This window comes from Natrialba taiwanensis DSM 12281 (assembly GCF_000337595.1).
Taxonomy (GTDB): Archaea; Halobacteriota; Halobacteria; order Halobacteriales; family Natrialbaceae; genus Natrialba; species Natrialba taiwanensis.
Genome location: NZ_AOIL01000069.1, coordinates 80,444 through 100,649, shown reverse-complemented (window position 1 = coordinate 100,649; position 20,206 = coordinate 80,444). Strand labels below are relative to the sequence as shown.

15 protein-coding genes and 1 tRNA gene are annotated in these 20,206 nt (G+C 60.1%); 9 read left to right on the top strand and 7 right to left on the bottom strand.

Annotated features, from left to right (window positions below; translation table 11 throughout):
- Positions 1–186 precede the first annotated feature (186 nt).
- Together tatA and C484_RS20770 are read left to right on the top strand one after the other, a co-directional pair.
- Complete coding sequence (gene tatA / locus C484_RS20775; protein ID WP_006109581.1) at positions 187–495, top strand: twin-arginine translocase TatA/TatE family subunit; 309 nt, start codon at positions 187–189, stop codon at positions 493–495.
- A 12-nt stretch (positions 496–507) separates the two neighbouring features.
- Positions 508–580: transfer RNA gene (locus C484_RS20770), tRNA-Arg, on the top strand.
- Positions 581–899: 319 nt separating this feature from the next.
- Here C484_RS20770 and C484_RS20765 read toward each other — a convergent pair.
- The gene (locus tag C484_RS20765; protein WP_006827831.1) at positions 900–1,667 is read right to left on the bottom strand and encodes an SDR family NAD(P)-dependent oxidoreductase; all 768 of its coding nucleotides are present in this window, start codon (positions 1,665–1,667) and stop codon (positions 900–902) included.
- A gap of 234 nt (positions 1,668–1,901) precedes the next feature.
- On the opposite strand from C484_RS20765, the gene C484_RS20760 reads away from it, so the two are divergent.
- The 7 genes from C484_RS20760 (at position 1,902) to C484_RS20730 (ending at position 11,577) form a co-directional block, all read left to right on the top strand.
- Positions 1,902–6,119, top strand: a complete 4,218-nt coding sequence (locus C484_RS20760; protein WP_049915823.1) for an ATPase, T2SS/T4P/T4SS family — start codon at positions 1,902–1,904, stop codon at positions 6,117–6,119.
- On the top strand, positions 6,116–8,170 hold the full coding sequence (locus C484_RS20755) for a type II secretion system F family protein (protein WP_006827829.1): 2,055 nt from the start codon (positions 6,116–6,118) through the stop codon (positions 8,168–8,170). Before C484_RS20760 ends, C484_RS20755 begins: the two co-directional genes overlap by 4 nt.
- Before the next feature lies 1 nt (position 8,171).
- On the top strand, positions 8,172–8,804 hold the full coding sequence (locus tag C484_RS20750) for a DUF7287 family protein (protein WP_006827828.1): 633 nt from the start codon (positions 8,172–8,174) through the stop codon (positions 8,802–8,804).
- Positions 8,805–8,808: 4 nt separating this feature from the next.
- Positions 8,809–9,456 carry a DUF7288 family protein gene (locus tag C484_RS20745; protein ID WP_006827827.1) on the top strand — a complete coding sequence of 216 codons (648 nt, stop codon included), beginning with the start codon at positions 8,809–8,811 and terminating at the stop codon, positions 9,454–9,456.
- 191 nt (positions 9,457–9,647) lie between these two features.
- Complete coding sequence (locus C484_RS20740; protein WP_239641026.1) at positions 9,648–10,328, top strand: hypothetical protein; 681 nt, start codon at positions 9,648–9,650, stop codon at positions 10,326–10,328.
- On the top strand, positions 10,328–10,804 hold the full coding sequence (locus tag C484_RS20735) for a DUF7266 family protein (protein WP_006827825.1): 477 nt from the start codon (positions 10,328–10,330) through the stop codon (positions 10,802–10,804). The genes C484_RS20740 and C484_RS20735 overlap by 1 nt, the downstream gene beginning before the upstream one ends.
- On the top strand, positions 10,801–11,577 hold the full coding sequence (locus tag C484_RS20730; protein ID WP_006827824.1) for a DUF7289 family protein: 777 nt from the start codon (positions 10,801–10,803) through the stop codon (positions 11,575–11,577). Before C484_RS20735 ends, C484_RS20730 begins: the two co-directional genes overlap by 4 nt.
- Positions 11,578–11,592: 15 nt before the next feature.
- On the opposite strand, the gene C484_RS20725 is transcribed toward C484_RS20730, so the two are convergent.
- From C484_RS20725 to C484_RS20700, 6 genes are all read right to left on the bottom strand, one after another.
- Positions 11,593–12,858, bottom strand: a complete 1,266-nt coding sequence (locus C484_RS20725; protein ID WP_006827823.1) for a hypothetical protein — start codon at positions 12,856–12,858, stop codon at positions 11,593–11,595.
- A gap of 98 nt (positions 12,859–12,956) precedes the next feature.
- The gene (locus C484_RS20720; protein WP_006827822.1) at positions 12,957–14,042 is read right to left on the bottom strand and encodes a CheR family methyltransferase; all 1,086 of its coding nucleotides are present in this window, start codon (positions 14,040–14,042) and stop codon (positions 12,957–12,959) included.
- Positions 14,039–14,560 carry a chemotaxis protein CheD gene (locus tag C484_RS20715; RefSeq protein ID WP_006827821.1) on the bottom strand — a complete coding sequence of 174 codons (522 nt, stop codon included), beginning with the start codon at positions 14,558–14,560 and terminating at the stop codon, positions 14,039–14,041. Before C484_RS20715 ends, C484_RS20720 begins: the two co-directional genes overlap by 4 nt.
- Complete coding sequence (locus C484_RS20710) at positions 14,557–15,885, bottom strand: chemotaxis protein CheC (protein ID WP_006827820.1); 1,329 nt, start codon at positions 15,883–15,885, stop codon at positions 14,557–14,559. Before C484_RS20710 ends, C484_RS20715 begins: the two co-directional genes overlap by 4 nt.
- A complete protein-coding gene (locus C484_RS20705; RefSeq protein ID WP_006109569.1) occupies positions 15,882–16,487 on the bottom strand; it encodes a chemotaxis protein CheC in 606 nt (201 codons plus the stop codon). The genes C484_RS20710 and C484_RS20705 overlap by 4 nt, the downstream gene beginning before the upstream one ends.
- Positions 16,488–16,569: 82 nt before the next feature.
- Positions 16,570–20,112: an ATP-binding protein gene (locus tag C484_RS20700; RefSeq protein ID WP_239641025.1), complete on the bottom strand. Its 3,543-nt coding sequence runs from the start codon at positions 20,110–20,112 to the stop codon at positions 16,570–16,572.
- Between the last annotated feature and the right edge of the window lie 94 nt (positions 20,113–20,206).

Genomic DNA, 20,206 nt, shown 5'->3' with positions numbered 1-20,206 from the left:
GAGTTGCTTACTGACTCTCAGTTTCTTTCTTACCGGCTGCTCAGTGCGATTCACTGGACAGAACCCGTTGTGAATACTGGTGGTGATCGCTGGCTGAATTCATCAGAGAGTGACCTGTTGGCGGTCCCTGCAGGACTGGGAGGTCCAAAAAGGTTATAATTGCCAGCGGGTAAGCCACGCATAGAGATGGTAGCCGAAATCGCACCGCTGTTCGCTCCTGTTCCAGGGGGCCCAGAACTACTGATCATCCTTTTCATCGCCATTCTGCTGTTCGGGGCGAACAAGATCCCGCAACTAGCACGCTCGACCGGCGAGGCCATGGGCGAGTTCCAGAAAGGGCGTGAGAAGGTCGAAACAGAACTCGAAGAGATGCGCGACGGTGACTTCGAGGGCGACCTCGACGACGAGGACGACGATTTCGTCGACACGGAGCCGGTCACCACTGAAGACGACGAGACGGAGACGGAAACCAGCACAGACACCACGACCAACTAACCGTCTTTTGCGGGGCGTGTGGCCTAGCGGAGAGGGCAGGAGGTTCCTAACCTTCTGATCGTGGGTTCGAATCCCGCCACGCCCGTGCAGCAAGGAACAAAGTGACGAGTGAACCGGCATGGCGGGATTCTTGAACCCTGCAAGTCGCAGCGCCGAGCGAAGCGAGGTGATCGTCTTGCTCCGGTTCGAATCCTGCCACACCTGGTCTATACCTGCCCGGCCGGCCTATACAAATGACTAACTGCCGTGTTGAGATATCGATTCTACGCACAGCGGCGCGTCTCAAGTACGAACCCCGCCACCTCACTCAACGGCTACCACAGCGTCTCTCCGGACGTCTCTACCGATCCGACCAACCGAGTTCACCCCCCGACTCCGACTGTTCGCGCCGATGCGACGGTCCTTCACCGCGCAGTCCATCCGCCATCGACCGCCAGACACGACCCCGTGACGTAACTCGCCGCTGAACTCGCGAGGAAGACGACGGGGCCGGCGATCTCTTCCGGATCGGCGAACCGATCGAGTGGGGTTCGATCGAGGATCGATTGGCGGAGGCGGTCGTTCGACTCGAGTTCGGTGGTCAGGTCGGTCGAGACGTAGCCGGGGGCGACGGCGTTGACGCGGACGTCGGGGGCCCAGTCGAGTGCGAGGCTCTTCGTGAGTCCGACCAGGCCGTGTTTGGAGGCGACGTAGGGATGCTGGCGCGGGAGGCCAACGAGTCCGCCGACGCTGGCGACGTTGACGACTGCGCCGCCGTCGTTTTCGTGGAGGGACTGGGCTGCAGCGGTTGTCACCTCGTAGGCACCGGTGAGGTTGACGCCGAGTGTCCGCTCGAAATCCGCGGTCGAGACGTCTTCGGGTCGGCCGAGTGCGTCGTCGGGGTTGAAGCCGGCGTTGTTGACGACGACGTCGACGCTGCCGAACTCGGCTTCGGCTCGGTCGACGGCGTCCACAACGGCGTTCGGGTCGGTAATATCTGCGGTGACGGGAAGGGCGTCGCCGCCGTCGGCGGCGATTTCCTGAGCGACTGCTTCGAGTTCAGGTGTCGAGCGAGCGGCGGGGACGACGGCAGCGCCGGCGGTTGCGAGTTCGAGTGCGATGGCGCGGCCGATGCCGCGGCTCCCGCCGGTAACCAGTGCGACGGTGTCGTCGAGGTCGAACGGGGTTGTCATGGGGTCTCATTTGTAGTCCTGTGCGGGGCGTATATCAAACTGGCTTCGGCTCCGAGGTGAGCAGTCGATTCCGAAAACATATGACATCTAACAACTGTGCGAGAGAGACATACCGACGAGTTCCGAAAGGAGACACCCGGATCGCAGTACATGTTGATTCCTTGACTGCCCAAGTTATCAGATATGGTAATGAGCGGATGAATTTTTTGAAGGGTGACTGAGAGGGTAGGTGCAATGGCTATTGACGAAGCCGACCAACCGGATGCAAAACAGGCGTCTGCGGCTGGGGCGTCCGCATCTGGGTCGGGGGACGTGGTCTCCGACGAGTCGGATGCCGGTTCGGGATCCGGCGTTCGTGTCGGCGAGTATACGTGGGAGGATTTTATGGAGGAGTATAGGTACGGGGACGAGGTTTCGACGCTCTATTCGGCTGTGCGGGATACCGACGAGCCGACGGATCAACTCGGTCTCGACACCGACGAGGAACCGGAGCCGGCGGTTCCCTCGGGCGGAGACTGGGATCGCGTTTCGTTCGATCCGGAGCCGTATCTCGGCTACCAGCCCGAGGAGTTAGTCGACCGGGTATTGCCGATCGCCGGATCGAACGCGGACGCTCTCGAGACGCCGTTCTTGGAGTACGTCGACCCGGAGACGACGCCGGTCGTCAAGGACGTCTGGACCTGGGAGCACTACAAGTGGGAGTACTACTACGACGAGGACGGAAACCGACCCCTCGATGACGAGGGTGACCTCGTTCGCCACGACAAAGAAGAAGCCCTCGGCTTCGATCCCGACACGCTCGAGGATCGGCTCTCGATCGCCGACGATATCGCGATGGAACTCGACGACGTCGTCGAGGAACGGACCGTCAACATCCAGGAGGACATCGACGAGGACGAGTTCTTCTCGACCGCGGCCGGTAACACGACGGTCAGCAATCGCTACGACCTCGAGAAGACGGTGCCGTTCGAGAAGAAGACGCACTTTCGAGAGGTCGAGCGCTACTGGGTGAACAAACCGTACGCCTACGTCGTCGTCTTCCACTCCGAGAAGGAAAACGAGAAGAAGTACTACATGGTCGAGCCGTACCTGAACGAGATCGAGGTGGAACTCCAGGAGTTCCTCTCGGGCAAGCTCAGGAAAGCGATCAAGTACTCCGACGACGGTGTCAAGGAGAAGGCAAATGAGGACGGCCGCCGGGTCGTCATCGAAGACGAGACGCGGGAGTTACTGAAGCGCTACGATCTCTTCGAGAAGCAGTCGGGGAGCAAGAAAGCGGGGCTTCTGGAGACCGTCCAGACGCTGCTGGACGATGATGAGGGTGATGAGGATGCCGACAAAGACGAGGAGACAGCGGACGACGACGTGGCTCTCTCCCAGAACCAACTCGAGGGTATCGAAGTCCGTCCGGAACCGATCCTCCTCGCGGAGGACCCGGATACGCTAAACGAGTACCAGGTCGAGAAGCTCCTGTACTTCCTCAAACGGAACTTCATCGGATACGAGCGCATCGACGGAATCAAACACGACATCAACGTCGAGGACATCTCCGTCGACGGCTACAACTCGCCCGTCTTCGTCTATCACTCCGAGTACGAACAGATCATCTCGAACATCTACCACGGCAAAGATGAACTCGACGACTTCGTCGTCAAACTCGCCCAGCGGTCGGGCAAGGGGATCAGCAAGCGACTGCCGCAGGTCGACGCGACGCTGCCGGACGGCTCGCGTGCGCAACTGACGCTCGGACAGGAGGTGTCCGACCACGGGACGAACTACACCATTCGTCAGTTCAAGGACGTGCCGTTTACCCCGATCGACCTCATCAACTGGAACACCTTCAGCTTAGACGAGATGGCGTTCCTCTGGCTCGCGATCGAGAACCACAAGAGCCTGATCTTCGCTGGGGGTACCGCATCCGGGAAGACGACCTCCCTCAACGCGGTCTCGCTGTTCATCCCGAGCAGCGCAAAGATCGTCTCGATCGAGGACACACGCGAGGTCGAACTGCCACAGCGTAACTGGATTGCAAGCGTCACTCGCCCCTCGTTCGCCGACGACGAGCAGGGCGACGTCGACGAGTTCGATCTGCTCGAAGCCGCCCTCCGCCAACGGCCTGACTACATCGTGATGGGCGAGATCCGCGGTGAGGAGGGACGGACGCTGTTCCAGGTCATGTCGACGGGCCACACGACTTACACCACGTTCCACGCGGACTCCGTTGACGAGGTGCTCAAACGATTCACGACGGACCCGATCAACGTCTCGAAGACGATGTTCACCGCGCTGGATCTGGTATCGATCCAGACCCAGACCCGGGTCCAGGGCCGGAAGGTTCGCCGGAACAAGTCGCTCACGGAGATCAACCACTACGAGGCCGAACACGACGAGATCAACGTTCAGGACGTCTATCAGTGGCAGGCCGAAACGGACGAGTTCCTCAAGATGGGGGACTCGAACACCTTAGAGGAGATCCAGTTCGACCGCGGCTGGAGCACGGAGAAACTCGAGGAAGAACTGTTCAAACGCGAGGTCATCCTCGCCTACCTCATCAAGAACGGTCTCAACACCTACGCCGAGGTCGCCGCGACGGTCCAGGCGTTCATCAACGATCCTGACACAATTCTTACACTCATCGCGAACGGTCAACTCGAGGAGAGCCTCGACGACCTCCGGGAGATGGAAAGCGTCCTGATCGACGTCGACCGGGAGAAAGAAGAACTCGTTCCGCGTCCGGATTCGACCTCCGAAACGTACAACCTCTCTATGGACCTCCTCGAGCGAGCCGAGGAGTCGCTGTTCGAAGACTATCGCGGGAAGGTGCCAAGCGGCCTCGCGAGCGCACTGGGAGAAGTTGCCGACGAAGACCCGATCGAAGTCGACGGAACGGACGACGAGTTCGACTTCGAGAGCGGTATCGAGGACGGCATCGCAGAGGAGTGGACGTTCGGCGATGGGGCGACTGACTTTGCGGAGACGGCGGCGACGATGCCGGTCGGTGAGGACGACGACGACGAGCCGGACTGGTTCGCAGAGACGGACAGCAGCGGGTTTGGTATCGAGGCGACGACTGCTGAGACGACCGCTGGCAGTGGTGCCAGTGCGGGTGCCGGTGACGGTTCTAGTGCGGACACCGGAGCGGCCGATTCCGGTGTCAGCCCCGGAACTGAGACCGGCACCGGAACCGACACGACGACTGAACCCGCGTCTGCGAACTCGACATCCCCCGAGATAGACAGCCTGGAGACGGCGGACGAGTTCGCTGCGGGCGAAGCGCCGGCCTGGAGCGATGGGACTGCCGGAGCAACAGCGTCCGGTTCCGGAGAGACAAGCGACGTTACCGTCTTCCCGTCCGACGATGCCGACGGTGATCTGGGCGGTCTCTTCGACGACATGGGCGAGACGCTCGATGAACTCGAATCGGCTACTGCGGGTGCGGAGTCAGCGGACCGGACCGTCGATACAACCGCCTCGGATGAGGTGTTTGCCGGCGACGAGTTCGATGACGTGTTCGATCCGGATCCAGGTTCGGGTCCAGATCCGGATTCGATGGACGACTCGGCAGGTGGCGAAACCAACGAGGCATCGTCACAATCGCCGAGCGAGACGTCATCTGCGTCGAGCGGGTCGGCCGATCCGAATGGTGCCGAGGGCGACCGCCGGACTACCGACGAGTCGGTAACGGAGCCGAACGCGCAGTCAGGGTCAGGATCAGGGTCAGCATCTGCGGAGGCCGACAAAACAGCCGCTGACTCGACTGCTGCCGACGAGGCGACAGAATCGGGGCAGCCGACGATTCCCGAAAGCGCCGTTCCGTCGATCGAACTCGGCTCTGGAACACCGGTCGAAGAGCGAGGGCCCGGACCGACGACGGAGGTTTCGACGGGGTCGCCCGATTCGGCGTCAGATCAGGACTGGCCAGACAAGCATGAACACGAGCACGAGGCGGCTGAGGACCCTGAATCAGAATCTGAGTCCGACCCCGATCCAGATCCGTCATCGCCGTCTTCGATCCCTGCTAACGGGACGGAGGACGATCAAACGGACGACGCAGGTGACACAGGCGACGTGGTGACGTTCGACGAGGCGACGATCGAATCATCCGCTGACACGGGTGCGGACATGGACACCGATACAGATACGGATAGTGATAGGGAGAGGGAGAGGGAGAAGGCCGTAGAGACGAGTGACCGAACTGCTGATCCGAACGCGAACGAGACTGGCGACACATCGAACTCGATCTTCGGCAAGCAATCGGAGTCGGTCTTTAGCGACGCCGAGGACGAGAGTCGCGCCGATTCCGGCGGCGGGTCGATGTTTGATGTAGAACGAACGAATGAATCCGACTCGAGTATTTTCGCAGCCGAGGACGAGACGAGTGCCGGTACGGACGACGAGACCCCGACTGAACCCGCCAGCCAAACCGACGAAGACGAGGCGGGCGACGAATGAGCCTGCAAACCGACACGGGCGACTCCGGAAGTGTCACCGGTGGATCCGATATCCTCGGTGAAACGTTCTTCCCGCTGTATAGTCGCCTCTTCGGCGAGGACAGCGAGTTCGTCGCCGACGTCGAGACGAAACTCGCCCAGGCCCGGATGACCGACACGGTTGAACTCTATCTCTCTCGTGCGCTCGGCATCGGGTTCATCAGCGGCCTCGCACTGTGGCTGATTGGTCTCACACTCGGGTATACGCTCTTTGCGACCGGGCTGATCGCCGTCGATACCATCATCGGGTTCCCCGTCGGGAACGATACGCTACTCGCGATTATCGAGGCGCTTCGAGTGCCGGCGCTCGTCTTCATCACCGGAATCATATTCGGGACGATCGGCTTTGTACTCGGCTTTGGCTCGCTCACTGCGATCCCGTACTCGCGCGCGTCGGCACGGAAGCGCGAGATCAACATGTTGCTGACCGACTCCGTCTCGTTTATGTACGCACTGTCGGTTGGCGGGCTAAACCAACTCGAGATCATCGACGCGATGGCCCAGGCCGACGACACCTACGGCGAGGTCGCAAAGGAGTTCCAGAGCATCGTCAAGGAAACCGAGTACTTCGACGTCGACTACCGGACTGCAATCCGCACCCAAGCGATCGAAACGCCGAGTGATGAACTCTCGCAGTTTCTGACAGACATGCTCTCGATCGTCAACAGCGGCGGTGACATGGAGAGCTTCCTCGAAGACAAGAAAGAAAAGCACATGCGCACGGCCAAGCAGGAACAGGAACTCACCCTCGAGACGCTCGAACTCTTCGGGGAGATGTACATGACGCTGTCGCTGTTTCCGCTCTTGCTCATCATTATCATGGTCGTGATGCAGATGATTCCACAGGCGGATGTCACCAACAATATGCTGTATATGACCGTCTACGGCCTGATTCCGCTTACCGGGATTGGCTTCCTCATACTGGTCTCGACGGTCAAACACGACGAGCCCGGCGACGGCTACCTCTCAAATGCGACCGGCAACAGATACGTCGAGAGCAAGGCGGAACAGGGACTGCTCAATCTCGGCCTCGTCGAACAGTTCACCGGCGAGCACAGCGTCTTCGATCGGATCAAGAACCGCGAGGGAACCCACGAAACGATCGAGGTCGTAAAGCGACCGCACATCTTCTTCAGGGACAACCCCCTGTACACGGTCGCACTTACTATCCCACTCGCGCTTGTCGTCGTGACGACAGCGATGATGACCGGTTCCGCACCACTCTCGTGGAGCGCCCTGCTCGATAACGTCATCTGGGGAACCGTCATCTACGTATACATTCCGTTCTATATCGTTGCAATCCCGCTCTCGATCTTCCGCGAGTGGAACGTCCGCCACCGAAATACCGTCGTCAACACGCTCTCGGAAGACCTGCGGAAACTCTCGAGTGCAAACGACACCGGACTCACACTCCTCGAATCATTCAAGTCCGTCGCCGACACGACGAGTGGCAAACTCGCCCGCGAGTTCGAACTCATGCACACGAAGGTCAACTACGGGACGAGTCTGAAGTCGGCGCTCATCGAGTTCAACAACAAGTACCACATTCCGCGACTCGCCCGGACGACCCGGCTCATTACGGAGGCACAGGAGGCCTCGAACCAGATTACGGACGTGCTCCGGACGGCCGCAAGCGCGAGCGAGAATCACGACGACATCGAACGCGAGCGCAAGTCCCGCACCCGGATGCAGGTCGTCATCATCGTCATGACGTTCCTGACTGTCCTCGCCGTCATCGCGATCCTCAAGACGCAGTTCATCGATACGATGGCCGGTCTCGAAACCAACAGCGGCGGTGCCGGCGAGGCCAACAGCGAACTCGCACAGGCCGACCTGAGTGACAATATCCAGATCGATATGCTGTCGGCGCTGTTTTTCCACGCGGTGACGCTGCAGGGAATCATCTCCGGATTCATCTGTGGCTATATCCGTGATGCAGACGTACTGAGCGGGCTCAAATACGCGATCATCCTGGCGACAATCGCCCTTCTCGGCTGGACGATGGTGGCCTGACATGTACGGGAAATGGACAGAAACGAGTTCGGTCGAGACGGAAACGAGAACGCGAACTAGGATCGGAATCGGAACCGAAACAGGAACCGAAACCGGAATCGAACGCCGGTCTCTAACCCGCGGACAGCGTGGACAGACCACGCAGGACTTCGTGGTCGGGATCGGAATCTTCATTCTGGCGATGGCGTTCGTGTTCTCGTTTCTTCCCTCGCTGATCACGCCGTTCGATTCGTCGGCCGGCGGTGCGGAGATCGCACAGGCCGACCGAATCGCAGACCAGGTTGTCACGAACCTCTCCGATAGTGACCGGCCAAACGAGATCAATGCCAGCGAGTTCGAAGCGCGCTATACAGGACACTCGGCCGCGGAGTTGCGAACTGAACTCGGATTGCGTGCGAGTGAGAACGGGGGTGAAACGGTGGCTTTCGACCGGGTAAACGTAAGCGTTGAGACGCTCACCGATGGACCACCCGACGAGCAGTTCGTTGACCCGACGGCACTGGCTGCCGGAGAGACGTACAACAATCAGTCAGCAGCAAGTACTGCGAGAATCGTTACGGTGGCCGATGAAGAGGGAATCCTCGACGACGGTGACTGTGAGCCAGCGTGCAGACTCGTCGTGAGGACGTGGTGATCGTATGAGTAGCCGACAGTCACTACCCACGGACTCCACTCACACCGATCGCGGTCAGGCCTACACGCTCGAGGGGTTCATCGGCGCGATGGTCGTGCTGCTGGCCGTCCTCTTTGCGCTCCAGTCGGTGGTCATCACGCCATCATCCGGTGGACTGGCCGACCGATCGGTCCAGTCGCAGGTCCAACAGGAAGCACAGGATGCACTCGTCGTCGCCGACCACGACGAGAATGTATCAGCGTTGCTCCGCCACTGGGACGAAGACGGCGGCTTCGCAGGTACAAACGGGTCCGTTGCACCCGGTGAGGACCACGAGTATGAGACGTTCACGCAGAACGATCTGGAGAACGCTTCCGTCCTGGGCCTGATCCTGAACCAACGATTCGCAGCCCAGGGCTGGAACTACAACCTCGAGTTCCACTATCTGGATAAAGGGAACGACATGACACACAAAACGGCTGTCTATCAGGGCAGTCCGTCGGCAGACGCGATTACAGCGAGCTATACTGTAACGCTTTACAATGATCAGTATATCAAACCGGACGGAAAACAGATCGAGGACTACGACGACGCCAATCAGACGATTCCCCCTGCGAAGGGAGTTGAAGATCCGATATACAATGTTGTGGAGGTTCGTTTGATTGTATGGTAGCAGATGAACTTTCTCACGAGAGTGCACATCGCGACGACTATGCTCAATCATATAACCGCGGTCAGATCATTCTCATCGGCGCTATCGCACTCGCGTTCATCATCCTCGGTATCGTCGTCGTCTTCAACGGCGTTCTCTACACCGAAACCATTTCCTCGAGTTCAACCAGCCAGAGCGCTGCCGATGTCGAGGTGACCCAACACGAACTCGAGACGGGTGTTGCCGGGATCGTTCACCGGTCGAATATCGCTGGAAAGGATCTTGATGATGATAATCTCGATATCGGTGAATACAATAATCTATTCCGAAAGGTAACAACAAATAATACGCCGACGATCACTACCGTCGAATATATCGACAGAAATACGTCAGCAACAAGCGCTGTTGGAAACGTCAGTGATTTTGATGGGCTAACAGATAGTAATATTTCAGATGCGAGTCGCGATACATCGCAGGTCGGTCACTTCACTCTTCGTCTCAATACGAGCAATGACGGGACGCTTGTCATCAATAACTCGACCTCTGAAACAACGTTCGAAGTTGATGGCAGTCAGATCAACGTCGATGGTGAGTCGGTCTCAACGGGCACAGCCCGCGTCGATCTCGTAGCGGGAACGGTAAATGGAACCCCACATCAGCGAGTTCCAGAACTCTTCGATCCGTCGGAGTCATATGAGGATATAACGATCGACCTCAACGGCGTTGACGGGACCTACGAACTTGTAACGAATCGGAGCGGTGGACATGATGATGCGCTATCTACACGGACCACGGAGGGCGCGTGGAAGGTAGACACAAGAGTGATCTACGAATCGAACTCCATCACGTTCCAGCAAACCGATGATGTGCCGATCTACGGCGGTGACACGTGATGCTGAGCCGAGAGCACAACGATGCCGATCGAGCGATGTCGATCGCGGTTACGCACGTGTTGACGATCGGGATCACGACGATTTTGATCGCGCTCTTGCTCACCAGTGCTGGCGGGTTGCTCGATACGGAGACGGATCGGTCTGCAGAGCACTCGTTAGAGACGATCGGTGAGCGAATTGCCGGTGAAATCGAGAGTGTCGACCGGCTTGGCGACGATACCGTGACGATTAGAGCGCCCCACCCACGAACGGTCGCGAACTCCGGATACACCGTCGAGATAGCCGAAAAGTGCGAGGCACCGCTTCTCGACGGCGAAACGGACTGTGTCAAACTCACGTCGAACGGAGCCGATACTGTCGTTTACGTTCCCGTTGTCGTCACCGAATTAGATATCGACGAGAGTTCAGCACCGGGTGGAACGATCGAGATCAGCGCCGATGGGGACTCCCTTACGATCGACGGTGGGAACCGATGAGCAGGCACGATCCAAACCCGCCGCGTTCGTTCCACACCGACGAGCGCGCGATTTCCGAAGTCGTCGCGTTTATCCTCGTCTTTGGGATCATCCTCTCGTCAGTCGCGCTCCTCTCGGTGACCGGCTTCCAGGCGATGGAAGACTATCAGGAGAACGAACAGTTGCGAAACGCCGAGCGGGCGATGGACGCCCTCGCGGAGAACTTCAACGACGTACTGCAGTACAGCGGGATCGAAGAACGCGATAGTGAACTCTCGTTACGAGAGGGGACAGTGACAACCGGAAGCGGCGGAACCGAACTGAATATTTCCGTCGATGGAACTCCGATCAAAAACCGCTACGATAGCGAGTTCTATGATCCTGATACGGAGACCGTTACGCTCGGCGAGTTCAGATACGAGGCCGGCTCGGAGACGATCGCCTACGATGGCGGTGCCGTCGTTCGAGAGGGCGAGACCGGCAGTGCGGTCGTAAGACAGCCGCAGGTGATGTGTTCGCCAGAACGCGATCGCGCAGTAATCTCGCTGGTGGCGCTCAATGCGACCGAGCGGTCGATCCAGAGCAGTGATGGACTGCAGTTCACGCTGACTCCCACTGATCGGACCGTCGAGACTATCGACGATTCGAGTACGGTCTCGATCACCGTGGAGGAGTCGTCAGCCGACCGAGCCTGGGAAGAGGGCGTTCTCGATCGCAATGGCTGGAACAGCGGGACGTGTGACAATGTCGATGAAGTGCTCGTGATGGTTGTGGAAGCGACGATCGAGTACTGATCTGAGATACTGCATCTACCCCCACGCTTCCGTCAGCATCGCTCGCAAGCCGGCCCGTGCCGTAAGGGACTCGACGCGAGCAGCGTGCTCGTCAGCAGTGCCCGCCGTCTCGAGATACAGTCCGTTCGAGAGTTGCTGTGGCGACTCCATCGGAGACCCATCGGCGACGATCGGTTTACCGTTCAGGACCGTCCGCTCGCCATCCGGCGGCTGCCACGGCACGGCGACACCACTCAGTCCGCGTTCGAAGAGGTACTCCGCCGCCTGAACGAGCGCCTGGCGTGAACTCGAATGGCCGATCGCGCCGATCGAACCGCGGTCATTGAAAAAGCGGACGACATAGCTGCCGTTGCCGTCGGTCGTTTCGGTTTCCGTCTCGGTTCCGGATTCAGTTTCGGTATCGATCGCTTCGGTCTCCGACTCCGTTGTCTCCGTCGGGCGATCGGTGTCACTATTAGTGTCCGACGAGCCTTGCACATCCGGCGTCGCTGTCCCTGCCCTCGTTCCTGGTGTCTCCCCGTCGGTTGTTGACGAGTCAGTCGTTGACGAGTCGGTAAACTGAAACGATATTTCGGCCGAGTCCTCGCTGGCTGTCGCTACATGGCTGTCGTCGTCCGCAAACACCACGATGAGTTGTTCGACGAATCGCTCCGTCAACGCCTCGAGTTCGTCAGCCCTGTCGCCTTCCGACCGCGTTGTCGAAACGAGTTCAGCGACGATGGCGTCGACGACTGTCCGGCGCTCGAGGGCAAGTTTCCGGGCTACTGTAGCGCGGGCGCTGGGGTCGAGTTGCTGGGCGATGGTCGATCGGGTGAAGTGATCGACCGAGGTGGCGTGGTCGGCGAGCGAGGTGAGATCACAGACGAGATGGTCGACACCGACGGTGACAGTGTCGGTGTCGGTGCCGGTACCGGTGCCAGTGGTTCCAGTACCGTCGGCAAGCCAGATGAACTCGTGGCCGTTCGTGTAGAGAGCGCGGTCGATACCGCTCCAGGTCATCGTTTCGAGGAGGGAGGCGGCACGGGATTGGTCGAGTGTGGCCGCGGCTGGTTCGACGGCGACGAGGAGGGCGGGGACGCCTTCGATTTCGAGGACGTACTCGAGTGGCGTGCCGTCGATGGTCGTATCGGTCGTACACGAGTCTGCGTGGACGTTCCAGCCGAGCGTTTCGAGGAGTGGATCGACGAGCCAGACGCGTGTCGAGGGGCAGTCGGCTGGCGGCGAGGAGTCGATCACGGACTGTGATCGAGCGATGAACGACTGAAGCGCAGCGCCAGTCATGAATCTGTCTCGAGAGGGCGTACTCGGTGGAGGATCATGTAACGCTCGACTACTCTCAGGTGTGGAGGACGGATCTTACGCGCACTGTTACTCGCCTCTTACTCTGAGCTGCCTGTTGACTCGACGACAGCGGTCTCGGTGTCCATTTCGGAGTCAGAATCGGTGTCGCCGTCGGCATCGTCGGCATCGTCGGCGTCATCGGTGGTGTCTGCCTTGCTGTCGGCTGCGGAATCTGTGTTCGTCGCCAGAGCCGCGTCACCAGCCGTATCGGTGTCACCCTCGTTTCCGGCCGATCGTGTCTGGGTCGGTTGCTGGCGAGTCTGTTGAGCATCGCCCCGCTGGTAGATCCGAAGGCGGGCATCACGGACCTCGAAGGCGGATTTGAGCGTCGGTGGAATCGTCTCTGCTTTCCCGATCACCAGATAGCCGCCCGGCATGAGCGATCGGGAGATCGTCTCCAACATCGGCCGTTTGTAGGCGTTGTCGATGTAGATAAACAGGTTTCGGCAGACGACGAGTTCGAATCCGGATTTGGGAGCGTCGTTGATTAGGTCGTGTCGTTCGAACGAGACGGAGCGGCGAATCGTCTCATCGACTCGGTAGGTGCGGTCGCGTTGCTGGATGTACTGATCGGAGGGCCCGTAGTCGTCGAGAAACGACAGTTGGTCACCCAGATCGACGGTGCGTGGTTCCTCGTAGATGCCCGTCCGGGCCGTCTCCAGTGCGGGGACACTGATGTCCGTTCCGAGAATCTCGACCCGCTCAGCATCGATCGCCGGATCGACGTGTGCGAGCAACGATAGCGAGTACGGTTCGCGGCCGTCTGCACAGGCGGCACTCCAGATTCGGATCGGTTCGTCATCTCCCACGGCGCTGTAGTGGCGAAGGATCTTCCGGATTCCGTCCCAGACCTCGGGGTTCCTGAAAAAGCCGGTTACGTTGATGCTCAACGCCCCGAGCAGCGCCTCCCGCTCGTCCGGGTCGGTGCGCAGCGTCTCGAGGTACTCGAGATACGTATCGCTGCGCGTTCGGCGCATCCGCGAAGCGACCCGTCGGTCGAGATAGCTGTCGTTGTAGTGACTCGTCGCGAACGCGAGTTCGTCCTCGATGTAGCCGATCAGGTCGGCGAATTGCTCGGGATCGCCACGGATGTCATCGGGGTCGACGTCGGTATCACCGCTCATAGTTCCGTCACACCCTGATCGCCGTTCTCGTCGGAACTTTTTACGAGCAGGGTTCCCGTTTCAGGTGTGAACTCGACGGTTCGGCCGCGGTCGCCGCCGAGATCCGACGCGACGAGCGGGACGCCTAACTTCTCGAGTTCAGCTTTGGCGGCGTCGATATTGCGCTTGCCGACGCCGTCACCGAAGCTATCGAACTCGAACATGTCGCTGCCGCCGGCGAGTTTCGCCTCGACGGTGGTGTAGCTTGCGCCGCGTTCGACCATGCGCCGCAAAAGGGCCCGGATAGCGGTATCTGCGTACTTTCCGGGTTTGCGGTCGCTGTTTTCGGCCTCGTCGCCGTCGGGTAACATGGTGTGGGCGAGGCCGCCGATCTCCGTTTCCGGGTCGTACAGTGCGATCGCCACGCACGACCCGAGCCCGTAGGATTTGAGTGTATCGTCGCCGTCGCTGACGGTCAGTTCGGATATTCCGACCTGAACCGACGTCGGCGCGCCCGGTTCTGTGCCGTAGGTCTTCATGTGTCGGTATCGGTATCCGTGCCAGTACCAGCGCCACCGTCAGTGCCAGTACCGGTAACGTTCTGGAATTCGGCCGTCGTCGGTTCCTCTTCGATCCGATCCACGTCGAGATCGTTTAGCGCCCGTTCGAGGTCAGACTCGTCCGGAATCGCATAGACTTCACAGTCGAATTCGCGTCCGGCGGCCACGATAACGGTATCGAAGACGAACGCAAACTCCTGGTCCTCGCCGAGTTGGATCACGACGGGATCGACGGCCGCAGCCCCGATATCGTGGATGAACTCGGGCGTCGAGTGGTCGATCGTCGTATCGAGCACGTTCGCCCAGCCGTCGAGAAACCCGCTCGCCATGATGTTGCCCAGTTCCTGGATTGCGCTCTGGCCCATCTGGCCGAAGCCGTCCGTCTCCTCCGTGTCACCAGCACCCGTCGGCACCATGGCGTCGACGATTTCGTTCGCGGATTCCTCGTCGAACAGGAATAAGAGGTAGCCACTTGGCACGCCGTCGAACTCGAAGGCGACGCCGACGAGTCGCTCGTCGGGCACCTGCTCGGGAATCGTCTCCAAGGAAACGAAATTGAGCCGGCGAATCTCGACGCTCGTATCGATGCCGGTCAGCGTCGTCGCCGTCTTGGCAACTTCTTCGGCACCGCGTTCGGCCATCCGGTCGAAGCCGTCGAGTTTGTCGTACTCGATACCGCCGCTGGTCCGGAGCCGATCGAGCAACGCCGCCATCGACTCGCGCTCGGGAAACAGATAGTGGCTGAACCCGACCTGGGTCTCGACCGTCTCGATCTGACTCTGAAAGAGCAACGCGAGGTCGTCGCCCGCAGGTGCCTTCTCGACCTCGTCGAAGAAGGTATCCGCTGACCGTCCCTCGACGAACTCCGGCGTCGAGACATCGATAACGGTTTCGAGCACGTCGGCCCAGCCGTCGATGAACCCGTTGTTCATGATGTTTCCAACCTCCGTCGCAGCGCTGCGGGTCATCTCGTTGAACTCGTCGAGTTCACCGGCCTCATCCGACAGATCGGAATCCGTAGCTGACTCCTCGAGTAAACTCTCGACGATCCGCAGGGCGTTCTCGCGCTCGAAGACGATGACCGAGTAGCCCTCGATCGCCCCGGTGAGTTCGACCCGAACGCCGACTTTCGATGTCGAATCCTCGAAGTCGCGCCGGATCTCCCGGCCGCGCATGAAGTTGAGTTTCGTCACGCCAGCCCGCGTCTCGACGTCAGTCATGTGTGTCAACCGCCCCGCTGCCAGGCCGGCCCCCTCTCGAGCCATTCGGTAGAACGTCCCGAGTGCGTTGACGTCGAGTTTCATGCGGTTTGAACGTCGATGCCGTTGACCAGTTCGACGAACTCTTCTAGGTCCGGGAACGCGTAGATCTCGGCCTCGATCTGGTAGCTCGGCACCGTCAGGTCCGAGTCGAAGAACAGGGCGAGATCGTCGTTTCCAAGCCCGGCTGTCCGGGTGACGATTTCTTCGCCAGGGGCGTAGACGAGCTGTGGTGCCGCGGTATCGATCATCCGCCCCATCACGTCGGCCCAGCCGTCGATGAAGCCACTCGCCATCATGTTCCCCATCTCCTCGACGGCGCTTCTGGCCATTTTTCCGGAGACATCGGACATATCATCGACGACATCGTTGAGCATGATCGCCGTGATCTTCTTCGCGCTCTCCTCCGGGAACAGGATAAGAATGTGCCCGTGTGGCGGGTTGAGAAGGCGAACGCGCACCCCGACCCGTTTGCCGGGTTCGAGTTGCGAATCGATGTCGTCGACATCGATAAAGTTCGTCTTCATCACCTCCATCTGGGCGTCCTCCCCGGTTAGTTTGGTCATGTTGTCGGCGACGCCGTTCGTCCCGACCTTTGCCATTTCGTTAATGAAACTCAGTTTCCGAATGTCGACCATCAGCGTCATGAATTCCTCCGTCGATATGCGTCAGTGTCTGCGTCTGCAACGGCAACCGGTTCTCCGTGTCTCGATTTCGATACCGTTCCGTTCATAGTGTCGTCACATCTAGAATATTGACAATCTTCCCGCGACCGCGAACCGTTGCCCCGCTGAGTCCCGGCAGATTTGCCATGAACCCTTCGAAAGGCTTGACAACTACTTCTTGCTGGCCGTAAACGGCGTCACAGCGAAGCGCGATCGGTCGCACATCTTCGCGGATCCGAACGACCATCCCGCGTGCCGGACTTCGCGGCCCCGGCCTGTCGTCTCGGCTGCCCGTCGCAGCCAGCCCAAACCGTGCTTCGGTCGTGGCTGTGTCAGGCGCTCTACCTGAACTCGTCTCGGTGCTGGCACTGGTATCCGTCTCCGAGCCGGCTGCCGGCTCGTCGGTTACACCGAGTTCTTTGTCGAGTCGAACTACCGGCGTTCCCCGTTCCTGCGTACTCTCGTCGGTATCGTCATCGTCGGTGGCTGTCGCATTATCATCATCGTTACCAACATCATCTCCGTCGGTCTCTACAGCCTCAGCTCCGGCCCCGACGCCGACACCACGGTCCGCCTCGCTACTTCCAGCACTATCCAGCAAGACCGCCTCACCATCGACGTCCTCGATCAGCTCGAACGGAACGATATCCGAAACCGCCTTCGTCGGAATACCGAACTCTTCGCCGCCGCTTTCGACGAATAGCACGTCGTCGATCGCGATAGACACAGGAACCGACATCGTTACGGTCGTTCCCTCCTCCGGTTCGGTCTCGATCGAAACTGACCCATCGAGGTCCTCGATCGTCCGCTTGACGACGTCCATGCCGACGCCGCGGCCACTGACATCCGTGACCTCTTCGGTCGTCGAGAAGCCAGGGTGGAAGACGAGATCTGCAACCGACTCGTCGTCCAGTGCAGCGGCGTCATCCGCAGAGAGAACGCCTTCTTCGACCGCTTCAGAGCGAAGCCGCTCGGGGTCGAGACCACTGCCGTCGTCCGACACCGTGATTACGACTCGATCCCGCGAGCGAGACGCCGAAACCTCGACAGTCCCCTCTTCCGGTTTGTCGGCGGCGTCCCGCTCTTCGGGGGATTCGATCCCGTGATCCACCGCGTTTCGGACGAGGTGGATCAACGGATCTCGAAGCCGGTCGAGAATGCTCCGGTCGAGTTCAACGTCCTCGCCGCTCATCTCGAAGGCGACGGTCTTGCCCTGGTCGCGGGCGATGTCGCGCACGACGCGCGGCAGTCGGTTCGCGACCGTCCGTAGCGGAACGAGTCGAACGTCCATTACCGTCTCCTGAAGGTCCGTCGTCAGGTCCTCGAGGTCGTCGAGTTCGTCGGTGATCGCACCGGCGTCGGCGACGGACTGGCCGAACTGGCCGGATTCGACCTCGTGGCGGAGCCTGACGCGACTCGTCACCAGCCCCTCGACGAGCGTGAGCAGTTCGTCGATCTGCTCGACATCGACCCGGACGGACTGGATTTCGTCAGTCTCCTGGTCCGTGTCCGGCCGTTCGACCGTTTCGGGGACGGTGATGTCGGGGATCTCGAGGGCCGGTTCGTCGATGCGTGGCGGATCCGTCGCGGAGGATTCTCCGCTGGATGCAGCGCCACCGTCCGAACTGTCTGCGCTCGATTCGGGTATCGTCTCGAACCCGGAATCGGTCCCGACATCGGCGGCTGAATCGAAGTCGGATTCGAACGGCTGTGGCTCGTTCTCGAGTTCTTCGTCGAGATCCGCGAACGCGTCGTCGTCGAAGCCACCGAATCCGTCCAGGTCGTCCGTTGCGGAGTCACTCCCGGGATCTGATTCGGCTGGCGTTTCTGTTTCCGCCGTCGACGAATCGTCGACTTCTGCATTGAGGCCGTTCGTGAACGCCTCGGCATCGGCGGCGTCCGCTCGATCGATGTCGTCGAACGCGATGTCATCGTCGGTGACTGCCGGATCGAAAGCGGTCTCGACTTCGCTGAACGCGCTGTCTCCATCGGCCTCCTCATCACTGCTGCTCTCGACATCGGTGGTGTCGAAGTCGGCGTCCGTGGGTTCGAACTCGGGGGCTGTCGATCCCGACGGCGAATCGAACCCGGACGCCTCGGTGACAGGTTCCGACTCGTCCAAGGCCGTGGCATCGCTGTCTTCGGCGTCGAAACCAGTTGTAGCGGTTGTCTCGGTTGTGTCGGCTGTATCGGTTGTGTCAGCTGTCTCGACTGTGTCGGCTGTACCGTCTGTATCAGCTGTCTCGGTCACCGCTGGCTCAGCTTCCGACTCGATCTCCTCGCCCTCCTCGCTTGCCACAGCCTCATCAGTCGAGTCATCTGCCGGCGTCGACAGCGTCGAGTCGGATTCGAATTCGTCGCCACGAGCGGCTTCACTGAACTCTCCAGTATCGCCCTCAGCGTTCAGCTCGATATCAGCATCCGATTGCTGGGTACTCTCTGCTGATTCGGCATCGACCGCGGACGCAGTGTCAGCGGCGACACTGGTGTCGTCAGTGGCGGGTGATGCCGTCTCATCTGACCCGATTGTCTCGTTCGTTTCGTCCGTCTCGGCTGTCTCGTCCGCCTCGTCCGTCTCGTCGAACCACGCCGTAGTCTCACCCTCATCAATCGCCGAAACATTGAGCGGATCGGTGTCAGTCTTAGCCGCCGTCTCCGATGCCGTCGCTGACTCCTGTGTTGTGGCCGCTGGAGACTCGGCATCCGACTCGAACTCGAACGCGGACGCTGTTTCGGGTGCGGTGTCGTCCGCACCAGACGTCTCTACAGACGTTTCTGAATCGAACTCGAACGTATCGTCAGCAACCGATTCGGCCGCCTCCTCGAGAGATTCGGTTGACTCGGTTGACTCGGTTGATTCGGCCGACTCAACCGATTCGACCAGTCCGTCCGCAGCGTCGGTCTCGGAGTCGGATTCGGCATCACATTCGGCCGCAGACTCGGATGTGGATGCGGATCCAGATGCAGATGCGGACTCGGCGACCCCACCAGCACCAGTCTCGAGTTCCTGCGCATCGGCTGTCTCGTCTGCACCAGCAGACTCCTCACCGACAGTAGCATTGGATGCCAGCGTCTCACCACTGTCATCGTCCGCAGATACCGACGCGTCGTCAGCGATCACCAACTCATCGAGTTCAGCATCGGACACGGACTCGACTTCGTCCGTGCCCAGGGAGTCACCGGCGAGGAACGGCTCGTCTGCGTCGGCCGCATCGCCGAGAAGCTCGTCCATGCTGACCTCGTCCTCCTGGTCGAACTCGTCGAACTCGAGTTCAGCGAGTTCCGCCTGGAGTTCGTCGAAGCCGACGGTGTCGACCTCGTCTTTGAGTTCTGCGAAGACGGCCTCCGCGTCGTCGACATCGTCGCTTTCGTCGGGGGCAGCCGTCGCAGAGGCCTGTTCCGTCTCGGTCGCCGTAGTCGAGGTGCCGGAGGTGTCGGAGGCGTCGGTTTCTGTGCTCCCGTTGGCTGACTCTGGGTCTGCACCCGTATTTACGCCCGTATCTGCCGTTGCAGATGGCTCCGACGGTGCCGGACTCCCGAGGTCGAGATCGTCGACATCCGCGTCGGCGTCTGCAAGCAAATCGTCGAACGCGCCCGCATCGCCCATGTCGTCGAAGACATCGAGGTCGCTATCGTCGACCTCCTCGACTTTCTCGTCTAAGTCGTCGAACTCGGTGAACTCGTCAAGAAGGTCATCGACT

Bases quoted from the DNA above. Each gene is read 5' to 3' on its own strand.
- tatA (WP_006109581.1), top strand. From the start codon at position 187: ATGGTAGCCGAAATCGCACCGCTGTTCGCTCCTGTTCCAGGGGGCCCA.
- C484_RS20765 (WP_006827831.1), bottom strand. From the start codon at position 1,667: ATGACAACCCCGTTCGACCTCGACGACACCGTCGCACTGGTTACCGGC.
- C484_RS20760 (WP_049915823.1), top strand. From the start codon at position 1,902: ATGGCTATTGACGAAGCCGACCAACCGGATGCAAAACAGGCGTCTGCG.
- C484_RS20755 (WP_006827829.1), top strand. From the start codon at position 6,116: ATGAGCCTGCAAACCGACACGGGCGACTCCGGAAGTGTCACCGGTGGA.
- C484_RS20750 (WP_006827828.1), top strand. From the start codon at position 8,172: ATGTACGGGAAATGGACAGAAACGAGTTCGGTCGAGACGGAAACGAGA.
- C484_RS20745 (WP_006827827.1), top strand. From the start codon at position 8,809: ATGAGTAGCCGACAGTCACTACCCACGGACTCCACTCACACCGATCGC.
- C484_RS20735 (WP_006827825.1), top strand. From the start codon at position 10,328: ATGCTGAGCCGAGAGCACAACGATGCCGATCGAGCGATGTCGATCGCG.
- C484_RS20730 (WP_006827824.1), top strand. From the start codon at position 10,801: ATGAGCAGGCACGATCCAAACCCGCCGCGTTCGTTCCACACCGACGAG.
- C484_RS20725 (WP_006827823.1), bottom strand. From the start codon at position 12,858: ATGACTGGCGCTGCGCTTCAGTCGTTCATCGCTCGATCACAGTCCGTG.
- C484_RS20720 (WP_006827822.1), bottom strand. From the start codon at position 14,042: ATGAGCGGTGATACCGACGTCGACCCCGATGACATCCGTGGCGATCCC.
- C484_RS20715 (WP_006827821.1), bottom strand. From the start codon at position 14,560: ATGAAGACCTACGGCACAGAACCGGGCGCGCCGACGTCGGTTCAGGTC.
- C484_RS20710 (WP_006827820.1), bottom strand. From the start codon at position 15,885: ATGAAACTCGACGTCAACGCACTCGGGACGTTCTACCGAATGGCTCGA.
- C484_RS20705 (WP_006109569.1), bottom strand. From the start codon at position 16,487: ATGACGCTGATGGTCGACATTCGGAAACTGAGTTTCATTAACGAAATG.
- C484_RS20700 (WP_239641025.1), bottom strand. From the start codon at position 20,112: ATGGGCGATGCGGGCGCGTTCGACGATTTGCTTGCAGACGCCGACGCG.